Below are 18,469 nucleotides of genomic sequence, written 5' to 3' on the forward strand. Positions count from 1 at the left end.
CCGGGTAGTCTGTCTCTGTTTGGTCAGATCACGCTTCGGGGAAACCCCGCAAGAGGTACGATCGCACGGCTCCCAGCAAGCTATTCAGAATCAAACCCAGCAGCGAGATCGTTATCAGCGGCACGAACATATCGACGGCCTGGAATGTTCGGGCTGCCGTGACAAGAACATGGCCCAGGCCATCCGTCGACGTGATCATCTCGGCCAGAAACACCACGATGCAGGAAATGACAAGACCGATCCGGCAGCCGGTCAGGATCGACGGCATCGCCGCTGGCAGTACCACCTTGAAGAGGATCTCATAGCGCGGCGTTCCCGCCGCCATAGCCGACCAGATCAGCTTTTGCTCCACGGTCGACGCGCCATAATAGGTGGACAGCAAAATGGGGAACAATGCATCCGCGGTCACCAGGGTGATCTTCGATCCATGACCAAAACCGAGCAGGAGCAGAAGTGCGGGATAAAGCGCGACCTTGGGCAGTGGCGCCAAAAGACGCACGATCGGCCGAACCGCGGCATTGATCGCGGGACTGGCGGCGGCCGCGATGCCGATGCTGACGCCGAGCACGACCGCGATTGCAAAGCCGGCGAACAGCCGGACCAAAGTCGCCGCGATCTCCTGCTGAAACGTTGCCGTCACGAGCTGCTGAAGCAGTCGACCGAAGACGTACGCCGGTGGCGGCAGCAAGGTCGCTGGCGCAAGACCTGATGACACAAGCCCTTGCCACACGGCGATCAGCAGCGCGATCGGCGCAAGCCCAAGGATGACATTCGTTGGGGAAAGGCGCGTTGTCATGAGAAGCTCAAGGGCATGTCGAACTGGGGCTCAGACCACCGTACGAGCCTCGCTCGGACGCGCTCGAATATCGCGTCGAGACCAATTCCCATTGCTCCCACGATGATGATCATGGCGAACACGGTGTCATATTGCCCCATGTCGAGCGCGTTGAAGAGGATGTTCCCGGCGCCGGACTGCCGCGCAATCATCTCACTCGTGATCATCGTGATCAGCGCCAGGACGAGTCCGGTGCGGCACCCAGTCAGGATCTCCGGCAGCGCGGCCGGCAGCACGATCCGGACCATGCGTTGGGTGCCCGATAGCCCCATCGCCGCTCCTGACCACAGCATCTTCTCTTCGACAGCTTTGGCACCCTCGAAACTGTGGTAGATGACGGGGAGGCTGACGCCGAGGAAGATCACCAGTGTCTTCGTGATGTCGCCGACCCCCAGCCACAGCATGATGATGGGCATCAGAGCCGCTTTCGGCACCGGGTAGATCACCATCAGCAGCGGATTGAAGAAAGCCGCAACCGCCCGGCTGCGGCCCATCATCAGGCCCAGCGGCATCGAGACAAGCACCGCCACGCCAAACCCGATCGTCATGCGGCGGAGCGAGGCCATGATGTTGATCAGGGCTTCCTTGTCGCCGAGGATTGTGGGAATCGCGCGAATGGCTTCAATCGCAGTCGGAAAGCTGTCGCTCTTCAGTGCGAGGGACGCAACCTGCCACATTGCGAGCAACCCGATGCAGGCGATCACCGGAGCAGAACGTCGTACTAAAGCGGTCGACGAAATCATGAGGACGATCCGGTTTCGTCGCTCTCGTCGAACATGCGCTCGATATCGACGACATATTTCTGGTAACGCGGATCGAGCAGCAACTCGTTGCGGCGACGCGGCCTAGGCAGGTCGATGTCGATGACCTGCCGAACGCGGCCGGGAGATTTCGACATCATCACGACCTTGTCTGACAGAAAGACGGCTTCGTCGACCGAATGCGTTACGAACAGCACAGTCTTGCGATCACGCTCCCAGATATTCAACAGATCGTTCTGCAGGCGCGTCCGGGTGTGAGCGTCGAGTGCACCGAATGGCTCGTCCATCAACAGGACTTCCGGATGGTAGGCCAGCGTCCGGGCCAGCGCGACGCGCTGTTTCATGCCACCCGATAGTTCCTTGGGATAAAAGCTCTCGTATCCCTTGAGTCCGACCATTTCGATCAGCCCACGGCTCTGCGCTTCAGCCTCACTCGCTCGCAAGCCCTGCTGACGCGGCCCATACATCACATTGCCGAGCACGGTCTTCCAGGGAAACAGCGCAAACTCCTGAAACACCGGTCCGCGATCCGGACCTGGGCCTGCGATCGTCTTTCCCTTCATCTTCGCGGCGCCACTGGTCGGACTGACGAAGCCTCCGACGATGTAGAGCAGCGTCGACTTGCCACAGCCGGATGGACCGAGAATGGAGACGAATGCTCCTTCTTCGATCGTCAGAGAGATGTCCGAAAGTGCCAGATGATCCTTGCGCGCTGACGTCTGAAATATTTGCGAGACGCGGTCGATCTCAATGATCGCGGAAGCCGGCTTTCGTGTCGCGACGGGCTCCGCCATTTCGCTTGATCTCGAAGGCACCACCTTCATTTCGTCTCTCGCCTCACTCGTGCGCGAATATCGCGCGACCGACCTGCCGAACGTGCTCCATCAGCGGCACTAGCTTAGCAAGAAACCCGCCAAACGGATCACTGTTTCCGCAGGACGCACCAATAGTCATTCGAACCAGGGCCATTCTGCAGGCCCCTTGTGCGTGACGGCACCACCTGGCGCCTGGCCAACCAGCCGCGCATACTTCGCGAGCGCTCCGGCACGATGACGCAGCGGCCGCGGTTTCCAATCGCGGCGTCGCGCCGCAAGTTCATGCTCATCGACCAGCAAATCCATGCGGCGCCCAGCCGCGTCAATTCGGATTCTGTCGCCGTCGCGGACAAGCGCCAGCGGGCCGCCTACAAAAGCTTCCGGAGACACGTAGCCGATGCACATGCCGCGGGTCGCGCCGGAGAACCGCCCATCCGTGATCAGGGCCACCTTTTCGCCCATGCCCTGACCATAGATCAGTGCGGTAACGCCGAGCATTTCGCGCATGCCGGGACCGCCGACCGGCCCCTCATTGCGTATGACGAGAACTTCGCCCGCCTTGTAGCTCCGGTTGCGAACTGCCTCGACGCAGGATTCCTCGTCTTCGAAGACGCGCGCCACTCCCTCGAAGAACTGGTTTTTCAGTCCTGCAACCTTGATCACCGCTCCGTCAGGACAGAGGCTCCCCTTCAACACCGCCACGCCGCCATCGGGCATAATCGGTGCGCGGGTTGGATAGACGACCTCTCCATCGGGTGCGTTGGCCGCGCCATATTCTGCCGCAAGGGTGTGGCCCGTGACGGTCAGGCAACTCCCATCGATGTGCCCGCTTTGAATCAGCTCACGGATCACGACGGCCGCGCCACCGATGTCGTACACATCCTTTGCTGTATACTTGCCTCCGGGGCGCAGATTTCCGATCAGCGGCGTTCGGGCGAAAACCTCGCCGACATCATCGATTGTGAACGAAATGCCGGCTTCATTCGCGATCGCCGGCAAGTGCAGAGCGGCATTGGTTGAGCCACCGGTTGCAGCGACGATCGCGGCGCCGTTCTCCAGGGATTTCCTGGTCACGATATCGCGCGGCAGCGGCCCGCCGCGCTCCAACATTTCCATCACCAGCCGGCCGGCGCGTCTCGATATCTGGGCGCGTTCGGCGTAGACGCCGGGCACCATCGAGACATTGGGGATGGTGAGGCCCATCGCCTCGGATACCATCCCCATCGTGTTCGCGGTGAACTGGCCGGCGCACGCACCGATAGTCGGCAGGCAGGCGCGCTCGACCCGCTCGAACGTGACCGCGTCGATCTCCCCGGTCATGAAGCTGCCGACGGCCTCATAGGAGTCCAGCACGGTCAGGGTCCGCCCGTCGAGACGGCCGGGCAGCGCGCTGCCGCCATAGATGAAGATGGACGGCACGTTGCAACGGACCATTCCCATCATCACGCCGGGAAGCGTCTTGTCGCAACCGCCGAATCCGATCAGCGCGTCATAGGCGAGGCCGTGGACAACGGCCTCGATCGAATCGGCAATCAACTCACGCGAAAACAGGGAGAACTTCATCCCCTCGTGATTCATACTAATACCGTCGGAGACCGAGACCGTCGAAAATTCGCGCGAGGTGCCGCCAGCCTCCTCGATCCCGGCCCTGGCCGCATCCACCTGAAAGTCGTGGGTCATGTTGCAAGGCGTCTGCTCGCCCTTCATGCTGACGACGCCCACCATCGGCTTGGCAAGCGCCGCGTCGTCCAACCCCATCGCGCGCATGAACGCACGATGTGGAGCCCGGTCAAGACCGTCCCTCGTGACCCGTGATCGCAATTTCTTCATACGTGCATCATCTTCATGCGACGTCCCGGATATACCGGGACACCACGATCTCCCTGATCGACAAACAGCCTGATCGCCTATTGCAGCGGCGCGACGATCGTCGAGTGCTTGAACTGCGCGACATCCAGTTTCGGCAGCATTCCCGTCTCCGCGTAGATATCCAGCATCTTCTGGATGGCGGGAAAGTTCGGGGCGGCGCCAGGGTCGCGGCCGAAATCATTGTCCTTGAGCAGATAGGTCTCGAGCACCGGAATAGGCGCCTTCAGAACTTCCGAGACCACTTTCAAGGTCTCTTCGCGATTTGCCAGGGCCTTCTTCATGCCCGAGGTGATATCGCGGACATAGGCCTTCACTACTTCCGGATTCCTGTCGACGAAATCGGCGCGGCAGGCTTCCAGAATGTGCACGATGTTCGGCATGGCCTGAGACAGAGAGAATAGCTTTCGGGTGCCTCCCTTCGCCTCAGCACGCGCGGCAAACGGCTGATTCATGTTGACCGCTTCGACTCGGCCCTGGCGCAGCGCATCTTCGGAGACGGCAAAGCCAACCTCGACCAGCTTGATGTCCTTCGCCGGATCGACACCGTTCTGCTTCAGGAGCAGATTGAACGGCCCTTGCGTGCCGCCGCCGATCACGGAAATGCCGACCGTCTTGCCCTTTAGATCGGCAATCGTCTTGATCGGCGAGTTGTCCATGACCGCCCAGTACACCGAGAAGCCACCTGGCTTTTCGAAGACGTGCTGCGCCACGATGTAGGCTTTGAGATTGCCACCGACCACGCCATTGGCGAGCGACAGCGGTGCCTGCGTCGCGCAATCCAGCGCGCCGGCCGCGAGCGCCTGAGTCATCGGCGCAGTGCCCTGGAATTGGGTCCATTCAATATTGTAGGTCTTGCCGATATCGGGAAATTCGGCCGGGCGGCGCATCATCCAGTATTTGGCCTCCTCCGCCGGGATCGTCCAGCCGACGCGGACCGTCTGCTGCGCTCGCGAGGGGCTTGCGCCCGCCATAATGGCCGCTGCCGCTCCCAATGCCAGCATCCACCTCGAAACGGTTCGCATCATGCCCACTCCGCTGCTCTGGCGCCGACCGGCGCCACCCAACCCGACCGCTCCAAATGTTTCATGGTTCAAACATTCAGGCAAGCCATGCAAGCCGACCTGCTTTCGCGCTGCGATGTGCGATATAGGGGGCAGCAGCGGTCGCACGGCATTGCGCTGCGATAGAAGGAGCAACCAATGGCTGGATCGAGCAGAGCAAACCCGCAGAACGCCGAAAAGCTCGGCTATATCGGCCTTGGGCTGATGGGGACACCCATGACCCGGCGCCTGCTCGATGCCGGTTATGAGGTCACCGTCTGGAACCGCTCGCACGGCAAGCTCGCTCCGCTGATCGAGGCCGGCGCCAGGCACGCGGCAGCGCCCCGCGACGTCTTGGCTAACACGGACATCGTCTTCATGTGCGTGACCGATGCCGCCGCCGTAGAACAGGTCATCTTCGGTTCCGAGGGTCTTGCAGCGGCCCCCGGTGCAGGCAAGCTCGTGGTCGACTTCTCCTCGATCCATCCAGATGCCGCACGCGATCTGGCCAGCCGGCTAAAAGCTGCGAATGGCGCGGGCTTGATCGACGCGCCGGTATCGGGCGGCACCAAGGGCGCAGAGGAAGGAACGCTTGCGATCATGGCCGGCGGCGAGGCGGGAGATATCGAGAGGGTACGGCCCTATATGCTGGCGATGGCGCGCAGGTTCACCCACATGGGCCCGATTGGAGCGGGGCAGACCACAAAGCTCTGCAATCAGGTGATCGTCGGATGTGCGATGGCCGTTCTTGCCGAGGCGACACGTCTCGCCGTGAATGCCGGAATTGACGCCAGCCGGCTGCCCGAGGCGCTCGCCGGCGGCTTTGCGGATTCGATTCCACTTCAGTTGTTCGTGCCGCGGATGGTGCAGGGAATTCACTCGCCACCCCTCGGCCACATCGCGACGATGCTCAAGGACCTCGACACGATCGCCGACGTCGCGCACGCCACATCGACGCCGGTGCCGATGGCCACGCTCGCGGGGCAGCTTTTCAGGTTGGCCAGGGCCGCGCGAGGCGCGGAGGCGGACGCCCTCGAGATCTATAAGCTGTCCGCGGCACATCACTGAGCTGACGAGCGCGCCCTTGAATTGCCCTTATGGCGATTTCTTCCGTTCATCATCGGCGATGAACCGACCATACGTACCCCGCGCAAAGAGCAGAGGATCTTTCGAATTGTAGGCGTAGGCCTCGACAGCGCCAAGAAAGATCACGTGATCGCCGCCGTAGTAGCGATTGACAGCGCGGCATTGAAAGTTGGCGACGCTTTCCGCGAGGACCGGAGCATTGCCGAGGCCCGGCGTCCAATCGACACCGGCGAATTTATCATCGGAGGACTTGGCGAATTTGTTGGCAAGGGCCTGTTGCGAAGCACCGAGCACGTTGGCTGTGAAATGGCTGGCGTTCTGAAACACGGTCAGGCTCGATGAATAAACAACGAGACTCCAGAGGACCAACGGCGGGTTCAGGGAGACCGAGGCGAACGAGTTGCACGTCAATCCGTACGGCTTGCCGTCCGGAGCTGCGGCCGTGATGATTGTCACGCCGGTTGCATACGTGCCGAGCGCATTGCGAAAATCGCGGGGGTCGATCGGCGAGTTATCGCTCGCAAGTTCGTTGGCGGGATCGCGTCTGGCCGGCTGCTTCGGTAGATCATTCATCGGCCGGCCTCACAGCGTGAGATTTTCGGACGGCAGGCCAAGCGCCACACGTCCGTAATTGGTTCCGGCCGCATCGAAATTGAACGCGAGGTGAGAGTTGATCGCGTGCGCATCGCGAAACTGTCGCTGCAGCACACCCGTCGTGAACAAGCCACGCGCGCCGCTCGCTGCAAACAGCATCGAGACTGCGTCCGTGCACAGATTGACTGAGAAGGCGCCGTCACGCCGATACCTGGTTTTGACGGCCATGCCGGGACTACGGCCATGCCGCGCGTCCTCCATGGCATCGATGCATGCCGAACGCATAATCAAACGCGCGGCGTCGATCTTGGCGGAGGCTTCCGCGATCTTGACTTGCGTGCTTTGGAAGTCGCTCAGCTTGGCGCGGTTGTAAGTCGAAATGCGATGACGAACGACCTCAACATAGTCGTGGAGACACGCCTGCGCATTGCCGAGCGCGACGCCGGAAAGGACGTAAGGAAACAGCGAGAACACCGGCAACGTGTAGAGTGGATTAGCATTGACCTTGCTCCCCGGCGTTGGGCCTCCGGCGAGGTCACCGACGGCGACCGTCATGTAGGCGGGAACGAAGGCATCCCGAACCTCTACATCGCATGAACCGGTGCCGCGCAGCCCGGCGACGTTCCAGGTATCGAGGATCTTGTAGTCCCTCTTGGGAAGCAGAAAGATTCGGTATTCGATGCCATCTGCCTCATCATCGGACGACACGATGCTAGCCAGCATGTTCCATTCACAGGAGGCGACGCCCGAGGAGAACGGCCAGCTCCCATGCAGCCGATATCCACCTTCGACTTTCGTGGCGCGGCCAGCGGGAAAGATGAACGACGACGCAATCAGCGTATCGGGATCCTTACTCCAGACCACATCCTGCGCCTCGGGCTCGAACATGCCCAGCATCCAGTGGTGGCTTGCCAGATTGGCGAGATTCCAGGCAACGGATGCATCCGCTTGGCCGAGCAGCTCGGCGCAGTCGATCAGGGCAACATAGTCGAGCTCGGCGCCACCAACGCGTTTGGGCTGGAGCATCCGAAACAGGCCCGCGTCGTGCAGGCCCCGCTCGGTCTCCGGCGGCAGGTGCCGCAGCTCCTCCGTCCGAGCCGCGCGCTCACGCAATTGCGGCAGGAGCACCCGAGCACTTGCGATCATTGTCGCATAGGCGCGTTCATCGGTGTCCGGCCCCCCGGGCTGGCCCGTGCGCGGCTCTCGACCTGGCGCCATTCGTGTTCCTCGCTTTGAGACAGTTATGCGGCCGCAATCTCGCCAAATCAAGCTGGCGCAAAGTTAACGGCACGCAAAACCGCTGCCTGCAATCAAGACAGGGTGTTCCGTTCAGGCTGACGTCGGGACCTTGCGCGTCCCAAAAGCCCCCTTCTCGGCCAGCTCCGCGATCCGGCGCTCGTCATAGCCGAGCGTCTCCCGCAAGACGTTCTCCGTATGCTCGCCCAACAGCGGGGCGGCAACGGGCTCAACTGCCCCGGTCACACTCATCGTGATCGGTGGCTCGATGTTCGGCACCCAATCCGCCGTGCGGTGCGGAATCCGGCTTAAGCGATGGCGCTGGCGCGCCTCGGGCGCATTGAAGCCCTCCTCGACGGTGCGGAGGTAGCCAACCGGAATATTGGCTAGCTTCATCTTCGCCATCCAGTTCTCGAGACTATCGCTCGCAAAAACTTCCGCGATGGCCGCGCGCAGGAGCTCCTTGTTCTCGGACCGCGCCTTGCGCGTGGCGAATTGGGCATCGCTGATGAGATCAGGCCGGTTCAGCACCTCGATGACCAGCCGACGATACAGCCGGTCATTGGCACAGGCCATGTAGAGCGGCCCGTCGGATGCCTCATAGACGCCGACGGTAGGCGATCCGCTCGGCGAATTGCCGAATCGCCCCGGGTTCTGTCCGTTGATCAGATAGGCCATGCCGTAGAAGCCAGTCATCGCCATGGCGATGTCAAACAAGGCCACTTCAACATGCTGCCCACGGCCAAGCCGGTCCCGCGCCAACAGAGCCAGCAGGATGGCGTTGCATGCGGACATGCCCGTCGCCATGTCCACGATGGGCGGTCCGGTGCGAACCGGGGGACCGTCCGCGAACCCGTTGAGCGACATGAAGCCGCTTTCCGCCTGGGTGATGGGATCGAAACCGGGACGCGAGGCGAACGGTCCGCTGCGTCCGTAGGCCGAGATCGAGCAGTAGACCAGTCGCGGATTGGTCGGCACGACCGCCTCATAGTCGAGGCCGAATTTCTTCATCACCCCGCTTGAAAAATTCTCGACAACCACATCCGCCTTGCGGATCAAAGCCCGCGCAACCTCGAGCGCCTCCGGCACGCCAAAGTCGAGCGCGATACCACGCTTGTTGCGGTTCAGGCTGAGATAGGCCGCACTTTCACCTCCGATCTCGGCGTGCTCATAGGCGCGCGTGTCATCGCCGCCGTCCGGATTCTCTATCTTGATAACGTTCGCGCCGAAATCGCCGAGCGTCTGCGTGCAGGCCGGGCCGGCAACCACCCGCGTGAAATCCACGACAAGCAAGCCATCCAGTGCACTGGGGCCTCCCGTCGCCCGCGACGAACGTTCCGGTAATTGAGGCTTCGTGGACATGGGTCGCGCTCCCTACATCGGCTTGTGCTCGCCGAATTTTCTGGCATGACCAACTTAAAGCTCGGCGCCACCGACTTCGCAAGTGCCTCAGCTCGCTCTGTTTCAAAACGCAAAAGGAGGCCCGGCAGCCGTCAAGCTGCCGGGCCACTTGCGAAAGGCGTCCTTGCTCTCGCCGGGGCGAACGATGTGTTCGCGCCGGCCAACCGCGGAGCGGTGTTCCGCGGCACGGAAACAGAGCCAACTGGCTGCTCATCCTAGTGGCTTGCGGCAATAGAGCGTATTCGACCAGGCCCAAGGTGTCTCGGGTTCGTAGAGCCGGTAGCCCACAATGAAATTGTTAGCTGAGACGAGGTTGTCGGTTGTATCTGAAACGAGGGATCGCATCAGCCTGAGCTGAAGCCCTCGCCCTCAGTGTCGCTGCAAGACCCCAACGCGGCAAAAGTACCCGCTGTTTCACACATGTCGATGGCACGGTACCGGCGAAACCAACCGCTTCATCGCCACAATATGCAAGCCACCACGCTCCCAGTTCGAACTGCGGCATGACGGCTCATCGAAGAATGTCAGACGATGCAGATCGGCCAGAGTCTCGGCGACATCCTCATCGTCCGTATCGACGATACGAATTATCTACATGGCAGGTCCATTGAGGGCAAACAATAGGCGGGATCGGCAGTGGCGGCGCCCCGCCGCCGCTGCGGTTCACTTGCCTAACAAGACGACTTTGACGCCGAGCCAGACCGCGCCGACCAGGCCGACAACGATGACAGTGATCACCGCCTTGAATGTGTAGCTCTGCGCCTGTTCCACACTTTTCCGCCAGCGCCGCAGGTGCTGGAAATCCGCTCTGACTTCTTTGCGATCTTCGTCTTCGATTCCGAAGGCGGCGAGCACCGATGCCACTGCCTTCAGGACGATGGTGTCGATGCTCTCCTGCTGAAGCCTGTGCTGCCCGGCTAGCGTCTCCGCGACGATCTTCCTGATTTCATGGTCTGGCACCTTCACCGCTTGATGATCCTTGCAACGTTCTCGAAGCCGCGCTTGGCGAAATAGAAGGAAACCACGAGGTTGGCCGTGACGGCAGCAAATCCCGCCAAGGCGTCCGTGGAACCGAACCCAAGCCCCTTGTCCCCGACCAGGAGCTTGGCGAAGTAGAGCGCCACGCAGTAACCCATCAGCTGTCCGGCTCCTACCAATGTCCGAGCTCCGCGTCCGGAGACCGCAGCGGCGCAAGCAACAGGCTCGCGCCGCGGGCCTGCACGTTCGCGCGTGCTCGGACAGCAATGGTTAGGACGGCCGCGCGCCGATCGGCGCTCCATGAACCCGTCAACGAGGGTGAGGCCGCGATGCGCCGCCACCGTCCGATCTCGTATCGAGACAAAAAAACCCGCGGCGGATCGCTTCGCGCGCGGGCCTCAACGAACTCGTCTCGATGATACTTCTTTGCCGGCGTTTTGCCCGACGTGTCAAACTTTGTCTTGGCTATCGCTCCTTTTCCGGTTGCCCGCGCGAGCACTCACCGAAAGAACCATTCGAGTTGGCTGCGGTTACCTCCGCCAGGAGGATCGACCATGATGTCAAAGACGTCGCGAGATGTGCCGGGACCGAAGCCGCGCAACGATGAGAAGCGCGAGACGCAAGAAGCGATCATCGCGGACATCAGCGAGACGGATGCCGAGGACCGCGACCTCATCCAGGGCGAAGGCCGCAGCATCGACCTTCACAAAGACCCGCGCGATCTGTCGAAGGACGATTAGTTGCAGGCTCGTTTGTGCGGGGGGCTCTGATCGAGCGGGGCTTGCTGCTCGCAACCAACTTGTCTCGATGATGCCACCATGCAGGTGTTTTGCCCGACGCGTCAACGTCGGCCACGACCAGTTGGGCTCGCCGCGTCCGCTCCAGAGTTCAGAGCCGTTCCTTCCTTTCGGCCTCGCTTGCGAGCTTGATCCAGTCATCCGCGAGCTTCAGCCATCCATCCCGATCCGCAGGATTGATCGCCCTGGCCGCCATCTGGCGGCATTCCTCGGCTTCCTTCCGGAACCGTTCTGCGTCGGTCTTGGGCATTGCGGCCAGCAGTGTGCACGAAACGCGAGTCAAGGCACTTCGCCAATCGTAGGGGGCGCGGCATCTTGTCCGCTTTGTGTGTCCCAACCGTTTGATCTCAACCAGAAGACAAAACCCGCAGCGGGCCACTCCCGCGCGGGCTCAACGAACTCGTCTCGATGGTGCCACTCTGCCGGTGTTGGCCGGTTGCTCCGTCGGTTCGCAATGACGGCGTGCTCAGCCTGGCATCGATTGAGACGGGGTCAAGAGATTGCCGGATGGAGTTTGATACGTCGGGCAGCCTTTGCCGATTACCAGCCGATCGCCTTCAACCAAGTCCTGCACCTGCAGCTCTCTGCCTGAGCCTGGCTCGCGAAGCTTTGCGTGTCGTGGATATCCGTTCTGAGCTGAGCGTCGCCGCTGATGCGATGGCGAATGATGGTGCCCGGCGGCGCAGGCGAACGCAAGTGACAGCCGCAATCGAAGCGGAATCTCGACGGGAACTACCTTTCCGAAACGGCGTTGGCCGGCCATGCACGGGTCAATGCCAGATCCCCTGTTGGTGCGCGCCGATGCCGCTCTGCGTGAGGCCCGACGGCTTCGGTTCGAACAGATGCGCTTGGCCTCGCACGCGTGGGCCATTTGCGGGCATGCTAGAATGACGAGCGAGCTTCACTCCGGCCTGATACCCGCCGTTTCAATCTCATTGGCGGTCAGGGAAGGCTCTGGCGCAGCGTAGCCCTCTCTGGGGAAGGGCTCTTGCGTCTTGTGGCCTAGGAAGGTGTCCGGAACCCGCCTTCGAAGTATTTCCAGGGACTCCGCCACGACACTGCGCATGTAGGCGTTCTGCCTCGCGATCGCAGCAGCTTCATCGTGAACGCGATGGATATGGCCGATGTTCTCCGGTATGGCCGCGCTCCCTCTTTTGTGCAGGCGGGAGCGCGATCGGTCTCTCAGCCACCGACGCCTACGGACTGAGCCTTGTCCGGTGATGGAGGTAAATTGCGCCAGGACTCTTTTGCTCGATCTTGAACCTGGACAAAGTTGGCACTTTCAATTCGCCCGGAGTTGTCCCGTGGGTGAAACCCGAAGACTGCGCGAGGGCCGTCACTGCGGCTGCGCAAAGTTGGCAGCGCGCCAGATCGTTCGATCATTTCGACTGCGACAGCGTCGACCGCCGCTACTCTGCGAGATCGTTTGCGGTGCGGATATTCTCGGCGCGTTGCGCCAACTCCTCATAGTTTCTTGCCACCTGGCGCAGCGATTCCCTGACCGCGCTGTGCTCGCAATGATCCGCCTTCGTCCTGAATTCCTCCGCTCGCATCCGCTAGTATTTTGGCGGGTGTAAACGCTCGTATCCCATGGCTCGATCGTACGCGTGCTCGAGTTGTGCCCCTCAACGAACAAACCCGACGAAGGTTGCGCTGGATAAAAGCTACCGGCGTCGAAGTCGGATCTTCGTTCGCATCAAGGAAGCCATCGGCGCGCGCGCGATCGTTCGGCAGCGGTACTTCGTTGCCATTGCATCGAACTGCGACGGTGCGAGGGTAGGCTCACGAGAGACACAAGTGAAATCGCCTTTCTACACGTCGGGTAGCTGGTGTATCGTGCGCGAGAGCCGCCAACGAGGTGTGCCGAAATCTCGTTAGTCGCTGGCGGCGTTTGTGCCCACGGCGGGCATTGTACTCCTCATTTTCAGATTCGGCCGCCGTCACGATCAACTCGTCACGGCATGAACTTTAATGGCCACAATTTTCAGCAGGAGGACAGCATGCATTTCTGTCTCACAGGGCAATACACGCCACGCTCTCTCAATGCCATCCTGGAAAACCCGACAACCAATCGTCAGGAAGCGGCGAAAAAACTCATTGAGGCGGCCGGCGGAAAGCTGGTCTCGATGTACAGCGTTGCGGCCGATGGCCCGGGCGTTCTGGTGATTTTCGACGTGCCTGATCCGAGTGCGGCTCCAGCCATCTCCGGCCTGACCGTCGCGGCCGGCACACTGCAGAACGTGAAACTGACACGGCTCTTCACGCAAGACGAGATCAAACCGGTGCGGCAGAACGCTGCCAAGTTGCGCTCCTCCTACAGCCCGCCGGGCAGCTAAATGCCTGAATTTAGGTTCCTAATCGGGAACATTAGCTAAAACAAGGTCAGTATTGCGCACAGTAATAGTCCGGGATTTCCGATCCTGTTGCGAGACGCATAAGCTGATCCTGCCGGGGCTGGATTTCATCCCGAAAGCGATTTCAACCGGCAAGGGGTCGCCGCAAGGCGGCCCCTTTCGCTTGCGCCGGATTTGCCTGAGTTTAATGCACGGTGCATTGATGCGCGCGAGCTATCGACGCCGGCCACCTCTCATCGCGCTCATCAAAAATGAAGAAGGCCGCCTGAGGCGGCCTCTTCTTCATGTGCTTATGAGCTGAAAGGCAAGGATCGTCGAAAAGACGCCCAATCCAACGATGGTGATCTTGAAAACGAGGACGGCTGGCAAGCTGACCTCCACTACTTGCAAATCACACGAATCAAATCATCCAAATCTTACGCCTTGCTCCGGCGCACGCAAGCAACCGCAGATTAGCACAACTGCAACTTCAGCCTGTGACGCTGCCCGCGGCAGCGCTGCTAGATCACAGGTCTTGATCAAAATCGGATTGCGAGGCGATGCAAGATCGCCGGATATTGCCTAGCGGTCAGCGCCATCTCGGGAACGTACGAGCTGCTGGTCATCCGGTGCAGGCCGCCGATTGGGTTCGTAACGCTCCACCAGACGCAACAGCCGTCTTCTGATGAACGGGTCTGCTTGTTCTGCAAGATCACGCAATACCTTGGCACGCTGCTTGTTAAATTCGTCGTCCAGCATCATCGTTCTCATATGAAGGCGGCGAGCTTGCCGGGCGAAGCAGCTCAGCGCCGGACAGCACTTTCCAAAAAGTCTTGAACAGAACGCGGCACGTCTTCGTATTCGGAGAATCGGCGGCGCACTTCATCGGCGATATCGATCGTCACATCGCGCGACCATCCCTCGGTGGTGTTGAATGCCACGATGCGAACCGGGTGGCTGTAATGATCTTCGAACAACTGACGGATCACCGCTTCGCGGTGGGTGCCTTCCTCATCTGCTTCGCACCAGGCGCAGCCAAGCCTGCCAAAGTCATTCAACACCAGATAGACGTCTTGGTCGGCGCCTTGTGGCACGATGGACGGCGAGCGACTCATGCACAACTCCTCTCTCGCGCGCATGCTGGGGCCTAACCTGTTGGCCGCATAGGGAAAATTGGAGGTAGTCCAATCGGATAATCGCGCGATCCCGGTCCAGACGTGGCATGGATTTCTAGTTGTGGCCGCGCGATGACTTTGGTGTCGCCTTCGTGATGGGCTGGCTATGTGTGCCAAACAGCGCCAGCAGAAGCGCGACCTCTTCCTTCGAACCGACCTGGATCATGATGGTCTCCTCTTGGACTATTGGTCGAGTTGGCGGCCGGCGGAGTTCAGAACGATCTGGGTTTCAGGTGTGTTTCAGACGTGTTTCGCGTCGAGGATGAAGTCCACCGCACGTCGAGACCGGGCCGAATGTCGCAAGCTCAATGAGGAACGCAGCTTGATACGCGCTGTTGAAATGGCGCGGGGACAATTTGCGAATGACGCCCGGGCTGCGTGTTTGGCTATGTACAAGGACCCACTTCTAGATGAGCTGAGGCGATTGGAGCGCGAGGTGGTTGAGGCTGAGCGGCAGCTTGCAGAGCAGGAGGCGCTGGTCGTTGGCTTGAAACGGCAGAACCAGGACACGAGCCAAGCCGAGGTCGAGTTGGAAATGATGCGCGCCAATCAGCGTCGCCGCCAGGAAGACCGGCTTCGCCTTCTCTCGTTGCTGCAACCCTAGTCAGAAACGACTTGTGTTTGCCCGACGGGTCAAACTTTACCTAAATGTAGCAAATCGGATTCGGCGGAATGCAATCTGTCCGCGCCATGCTGGCGGCACGCCCCCTGTTGTGTCCCGCGTGTAAGCCGCCCCACCGGGAAGCGAGGACGCCAGGACAACCGAGGAGAGATGGTCGATGTATTACGTCGCCGCCGCATTGCTGGTGCTGTCGGGACTGTTCTACTCGGCGAGCCATCACGAGATCGGCTCGTTCGGCGTCACCATGTGCACCTATGGCAGCGCGTTCTGCGATAACCCGATGATCGTCTTCTCGGGTGCCACGCTCGCCGCCGCCTGGGGCATGTTCGTCAGCATCAAATAGGCTGCCCCCGGCATCGACCGCAGATATTACAAAGCCCGCGACCGACGACGGCGCGGGCTCGATCATATTTGCGATGATGCATCTCTACAGATGTTTTGCCCGGCGTGTCAAACCGGACACGGGCCGCGCGGCCGCATGATCTTGCTGCGCGCGAGTTGATTCAGCGCAATGCGCCGGTTTGGCCGGGAACTATCGTTTCCGTACTGCATTAGATCCGTGATTTCGCCATTCCGGAAAAGAGCCGATCGAGACTCCCCTTCAATGAGCGACAGCGCCCATGCACCGACGAAATCCGTGCTGACGGTGCTGCGACGGCTGGGGCCCGGTCTGATCACCGGCGCGGCCGACGACGATCCGTCGGGGATCGCGACCTACTCGCAGGCGGGCGCGCAGTTCGGTTACGGACTGCTCTGGACGGTGTTTCTGACGACGCCGTTCATGATCGCCATCCAGCTCGTGAGCGCGCAGATCGGCCGGGTCACCGGCAAGGGCCTCGCCGCCAACGTCATGGCCCTTGCGCCGCGCTGGCTCGTGATTGCGCTCGTCGCCCTTCTCGTCGCAGCGAACACCTTCAACATCGCCGCCGACATCGCAGCCATGGCGGAGTCGCTCTCGCTCGTCATCGGCGGGCTCAACCATGAGCATGCCCTAATCTTCGCAGCCACCTCGACCCTGCTCCAGGTCTTCCTGCCCTATCGCCGCTACGCCCCGCTGCTGAAGTTCCTGACGCTGTCGCTGTTCGCCTATGTGGCGACGGCGTTCACGGTCAATATCCCGTGGAGCACGGCACTGCTCGCCGCGGTGTGGCCGAAGACGAATGTCAGCGCCGACTATTTCATGATGGTGGTGGCGGTGCTCGGCACCACCATCAGCCCCTATCTCTTCTTCTGGCAGGCGTCCCAGGAGGTCGAAGAGATGAACGGCAAGCACCGCCGCGCGCTGCACAAGCTTGCTCGCGGCGGCAATCCGGAGCTTACGCGAATCAAGATCGACACCACGGCCGGCATGCTGCTCTCCAACGGCATCGCTTTCTTCATCATCCTGACCACGGCGTCCGTCCTGCACGCCAACGGCGTCACCAACATCAATTCGGCAACGGAAGCCGCCGAGGCGCTGCGGCCGCTCGCCGGCGATTTCACCTTCTTCCTGTTCGGCCTCGGCATCATCGGCACCGGCATGCTGGCGATCCCGGTGCTGGCGGGCTCGGCGGCCTATGGCGTTGCGGAAATCTTCGGATGGCGCGCGACGCTGGAGGCGAAGCCGGACGAGGCGGTCGGCTTCTACACCATCATCGCGACCGCGACAGTGATTGGCTTCGGCCTCGGCTTCACTGGGATCGACTCGATCCGCATGCTGGTGTGGAGCGCCGTGCTCAACGGCATCGTCGCCGTGCCGATTATGGCGATGATGATGCTGCTCGTCTCGAGCACCACGCTTATGGGCCGCTTCAAGGCGCGGAACTGGCTGATCGCGCTCGGTTGGCTCGGCACCGCGCTGATGGCGCTCGCCGTCCTCGCCTTGCTCGGCTCGTCCGTGATCGGCTGAGGAAGAGGAGGGCCGCTAGAGCATGATCCGGAAAGGTGCGCAGCGCTTTTCCGACAAGATCATGCTCAAACAAATAACCTAAAGCGCGATGACTTCATCGCGCTTTAGACCGGCCCCGGGCCGCGCCCTGCCCGCCGCGCCTACTGCACCCGTTGCGCGACGTGCTGATCCGCAGTCAGAAGCTGGTCAGAAATGGCGGCTCCGCTCATGGTGAGCAGCGCCAGGATCGAAATCATGCCCAGGAATTTCATGGCCTGAACGTCGGTTCCGATTGTGGCCAAAAACGTCAGAGCCCGGTGCAATTTCAGGACGATCCCGGGAAAGATCGTGGCCACCCCCGGCCGGATTCCGAGGCTTTCCCGACGAAATCGCGCGTGCTCCACCCGCCGAAAACGAGCGGCGGTGTTCTCAACTACGGCCACAAGAGCTGACGTCTCTTTACGGCGTCACGGGATTGACGGTCGGGGACGTCCTCGGACCCGGCCGATCCGGTTCGACCACCGATTTCGGGTCGGTCGGAAGGACGTCGGCGCCCGCCGCACGCGCCGCTTCGCCCGTGGTTTGATACATCGCAACATGGGCCGGCTGCACCTTGGCCCGGTTCCACGGCCCGTGGTCAACGAGCAGCATCGCAGCAATGGTCAGCCCCGCGACGATTAGCGCGATCACGCCGGGATGCCGGAGGGCTTCGTCCATGCCCAAGCGATTCCTGATGCGATTTCGTTCCATCAAGATGACCCGAGTCGTTTCCTCTCGACGTCAATTCGATTGCTCTGCTGAGAGTTCCGCGGCCGATGGTTCAACATCGCTCCTTGCAGGCCGGATTTCTGACATCCGGCCGGGGATCCCGAACGAACCCCTCGCGGTTCGGCATCTTGATTGCCGCGAGTGATTTCGCATCAAGCGTCGCGTCCGCCGCAACCAGCCCGTTCAGGCTGAGAAGATAGGCCGACACCGCATAGACGTCGTCGTTGCTGAGCGACTGCGGCGCGTTCTGGGGCATGGCGCGGCGAATGTAGTCGAACAGTGTGGTCGCATA

At 61.2% G+C, this 18,469-nt stretch carries 21 protein-coding genes and 2 pseudogenes; 6 read left to right on the top strand and 17 right to left on the bottom strand.

Translation table 11 applies throughout. The features are described from left to right. Nucleotides 1-28 precede the first annotated feature (28 nt). The 5 genes from MTR72_RS37605 to MTR72_RS37625 all read right to left on the bottom strand — a co-directional run bounded on the left by MTR72_RS37605 (nucleotide 29) and on the right by MTR72_RS37625 (nucleotide 5,305). Nucleotides 29-796 carry an ABC transporter permease gene (locus MTR72_RS37605; protein ID WP_341512112.1) on the bottom strand — a complete coding sequence of 256 codons (768 nt, stop codon included), beginning with the start codon at nucleotides 794-796 and terminating at the stop codon, nucleotides 29-31. Next, nucleotides 793-1,578 (bottom strand): ABC transporter permease, encoded by a 786-nt coding sequence (locus tag MTR72_RS37610; protein WP_341512113.1) that lies wholly within the window; start codon nucleotides 1,576-1,578, stop codon nucleotides 793-795. The genes MTR72_RS37605 and MTR72_RS37610 overlap by 4 nt, the downstream gene beginning before the upstream one ends. Continuing rightward, nucleotides 1,575-2,420 carry an ABC transporter ATP-binding protein gene (locus MTR72_RS37615; protein WP_445819680.1) on the bottom strand — a complete coding sequence of 282 codons (846 nt, stop codon included), beginning with the start codon at nucleotides 2,418-2,420 and terminating at the stop codon, nucleotides 1,575-1,577. Before MTR72_RS37615 ends, MTR72_RS37610 begins: the two co-directional genes overlap by 4 nt. A gap of 126 nt (nucleotides 2,421-2,546) precedes the next feature. Next, nucleotides 2,547-4,241 carry a dihydroxy-acid dehydratase gene (gene ilvD / locus MTR72_RS37620; RefSeq protein WP_341512115.1) on the bottom strand — a complete coding sequence of 565 codons (1,695 nt, stop codon included), beginning with the start codon at nucleotides 4,239-4,241 and terminating at the stop codon, nucleotides 2,547-2,549. A gap of 77 nt (nucleotides 4,242-4,318) precedes the next feature. Beyond that, nucleotides 4,319-5,305, bottom strand: a complete 987-nt coding sequence (locus tag MTR72_RS37625) for an ABC transporter substrate-binding protein (protein ID WP_445819681.1) — start codon at nucleotides 5,303-5,305, stop codon at nucleotides 4,319-4,321. 174 nt (nucleotides 5,306-5,479) lie between these two features. Between MTR72_RS37625 and MTR72_RS37630 the strand changes: the two genes are divergently transcribed. Next, entirely contained in the window at nucleotides 5,480-6,388 is a 909-nt protein-coding gene (locus tag MTR72_RS37630; protein ID WP_341512116.1) for an NAD(P)-dependent oxidoreductase, read from the top strand. A 27-nt stretch (nucleotides 6,389-6,415) separates the two neighbouring features. Here MTR72_RS37630 and MTR72_RS37635 read toward each other — a convergent pair whose 3' ends face one another. The 6 genes and pseudogenes from MTR72_RS37635 to MTR72_RS37660 all read right to left on the bottom strand — a co-directional run bounded on the left by MTR72_RS37635 (nucleotide 6,416) and on the right by MTR72_RS37660 (nucleotide 10,773). After that, nucleotides 6,416-6,979, bottom strand: coding sequence for a flavin reductase family protein (locus MTR72_RS37635; protein WP_341512117.1), 564 nt, complete (start codon nucleotides 6,977-6,979; stop codon nucleotides 6,416-6,418). 9 nt (nucleotides 6,980-6,988) lie between these two features. Then, nucleotides 6,989-8,218: an acyl-CoA dehydrogenase family protein gene (locus MTR72_RS37640; protein WP_341512118.1), complete on the bottom strand. Its 1,230-nt coding sequence runs from the start codon at nucleotides 8,216-8,218 to the stop codon at nucleotides 6,989-6,991. A gap of 111 nt (nucleotides 8,219-8,329) precedes the next feature. Then, a complete protein-coding gene (locus MTR72_RS37645) occupies nucleotides 8,330-9,598 on the bottom strand; it encodes a CaiB/BaiF CoA transferase family protein (protein ID WP_341512119.1) in 1,269 nt (422 codons plus the stop codon). 249 nt (nucleotides 9,599-9,847) lie between these two features. Further along, nucleotides 9,848-10,228, bottom strand: a pseudogene (locus MTR72_RS37650) (GNAT family N-acetyltransferase). Nucleotides 10,229-10,300: 72 nt separating this feature from the next. Then, complete coding sequence (locus MTR72_RS37655) at nucleotides 10,301-10,603, bottom strand: hypothetical protein (protein WP_341512120.1); 303 nt, start codon at nucleotides 10,601-10,603, stop codon at nucleotides 10,301-10,303. Further along, nucleotides 10,600-10,773: a hypothetical protein gene (locus MTR72_RS37660; RefSeq protein ID WP_280969593.1), complete on the bottom strand. Its 174-nt coding sequence runs from the start codon at nucleotides 10,771-10,773 to the stop codon at nucleotides 10,600-10,602. The genes MTR72_RS37655 and MTR72_RS37660 overlap by 4 nt, the downstream gene beginning before the upstream one ends. 396 nt (nucleotides 10,774-11,169) lie before the next feature. Between MTR72_RS37660 and MTR72_RS37665 the strand changes: the two genes are divergently transcribed. After that, complete coding sequence (locus MTR72_RS37665) at nucleotides 11,170-11,355, top strand: hypothetical protein (RefSeq protein WP_280969591.1); 186 nt, start codon at nucleotides 11,170-11,172, stop codon at nucleotides 11,353-11,355. Between the two features lie 148 nt (nucleotides 11,356-11,503). Here the strand turns inward: MTR72_RS37665 and MTR72_RS37670 are convergent, their stop codons facing one another. Further along, nucleotides 11,504-11,695 carry a hypothetical protein gene (locus MTR72_RS37670; protein ID WP_341512121.1) on the bottom strand — a complete coding sequence of 64 codons (192 nt, stop codon included), beginning with the start codon at nucleotides 11,693-11,695 and terminating at the stop codon, nucleotides 11,504-11,506. A gap of 1,717 nt (nucleotides 11,696-13,412) precedes the next feature. On the opposite strand from MTR72_RS37670, the gene MTR72_RS37675 reads away from it, so the two are divergent. Next, on the top strand, nucleotides 13,413-13,748 hold the full coding sequence (locus MTR72_RS37675) for a GYD domain-containing protein (protein WP_341512122.1): 336 nt from the start codon (nucleotides 13,413-13,415) through the stop codon (nucleotides 13,746-13,748). Nucleotides 13,749-14,327: 579 nt separating this feature from the next. On the opposite strand, the gene MTR72_RS37680 is transcribed toward MTR72_RS37675, so the two are convergent. Next, nucleotides 14,328-14,504, bottom strand: a complete 177-nt coding sequence (locus MTR72_RS37680; RefSeq protein WP_341512123.1) for a hypothetical protein — start codon at nucleotides 14,502-14,504, stop codon at nucleotides 14,328-14,330. A 44-nt stretch (nucleotides 14,505-14,548) separates the two neighbouring features. Next, nucleotides 14,549-14,860, bottom strand: a complete 312-nt coding sequence (locus tag MTR72_RS37685; protein ID WP_280969586.1) for a hypothetical protein — start codon at nucleotides 14,858-14,860, stop codon at nucleotides 14,549-14,551. A 322-nt stretch (nucleotides 14,861-15,182) separates the two neighbouring features. On the opposite strand from MTR72_RS37685, the gene MTR72_RS37690 reads away from it, so the two are divergent. From MTR72_RS37690 to MTR72_RS37700, 3 genes are all read left to right on the top strand, one after another. Then, complete coding sequence (locus MTR72_RS37690; protein WP_341512124.1) at nucleotides 15,183-15,524, top strand: hypothetical protein; 342 nt, start codon at nucleotides 15,183-15,185, stop codon at nucleotides 15,522-15,524. Nucleotides 15,525-15,699: 175 nt separating this feature from the next. Continuing rightward, entirely contained in the window at nucleotides 15,700-15,885 is a 186-nt protein-coding gene (locus MTR72_RS37695) for a hypothetical protein (protein WP_280969584.1), read from the top strand. A gap of 261 nt (nucleotides 15,886-16,146) precedes the next feature. Continuing rightward, nucleotides 16,147-17,430 carry an NRAMP family divalent metal transporter gene (locus MTR72_RS37700; protein ID WP_341512125.1) on the top strand — a complete coding sequence of 428 codons (1,284 nt, stop codon included), beginning with the start codon at nucleotides 16,147-16,149 and terminating at the stop codon, nucleotides 17,428-17,430. Between the two features lie 140 nt (nucleotides 17,431-17,570). On the opposite strand, the gene MTR72_RS37705 is transcribed toward MTR72_RS37700, so the two are convergent. The 3 genes and pseudogenes from MTR72_RS37705 to MTR72_RS37715 form a co-directional block, all read right to left on the bottom strand. Continuing rightward, nucleotides 17,571-17,765, bottom strand: coding sequence for a hypothetical protein (locus tag MTR72_RS37705; RefSeq protein WP_341512126.1), 195 nt, complete (start codon nucleotides 17,763-17,765; stop codon nucleotides 17,571-17,573). Between the two features lie 103 nt (nucleotides 17,766-17,868). After that, on the bottom strand, nucleotides 17,869-18,126 hold the full coding sequence (locus tag MTR72_RS37710) for a hypothetical protein (RefSeq protein ID WP_341512127.1): 258 nt from the start codon (nucleotides 18,124-18,126) through the stop codon (nucleotides 17,869-17,871). A 103-nt stretch (nucleotides 18,127-18,229) separates the two neighbouring features. After that, nucleotides 18,230-18,469, bottom strand: a pseudogene (locus MTR72_RS37715) (c-type cytochrome); the annotation flags it as partial.

The organism is Bradyrhizobium sp. ISRA442 (genome assembly GCF_038085055.1).
Lineage (GTDB): Bacteria > Pseudomonadota > Alphaproteobacteria > Rhizobiales > Xanthobacteraceae > Bradyrhizobium.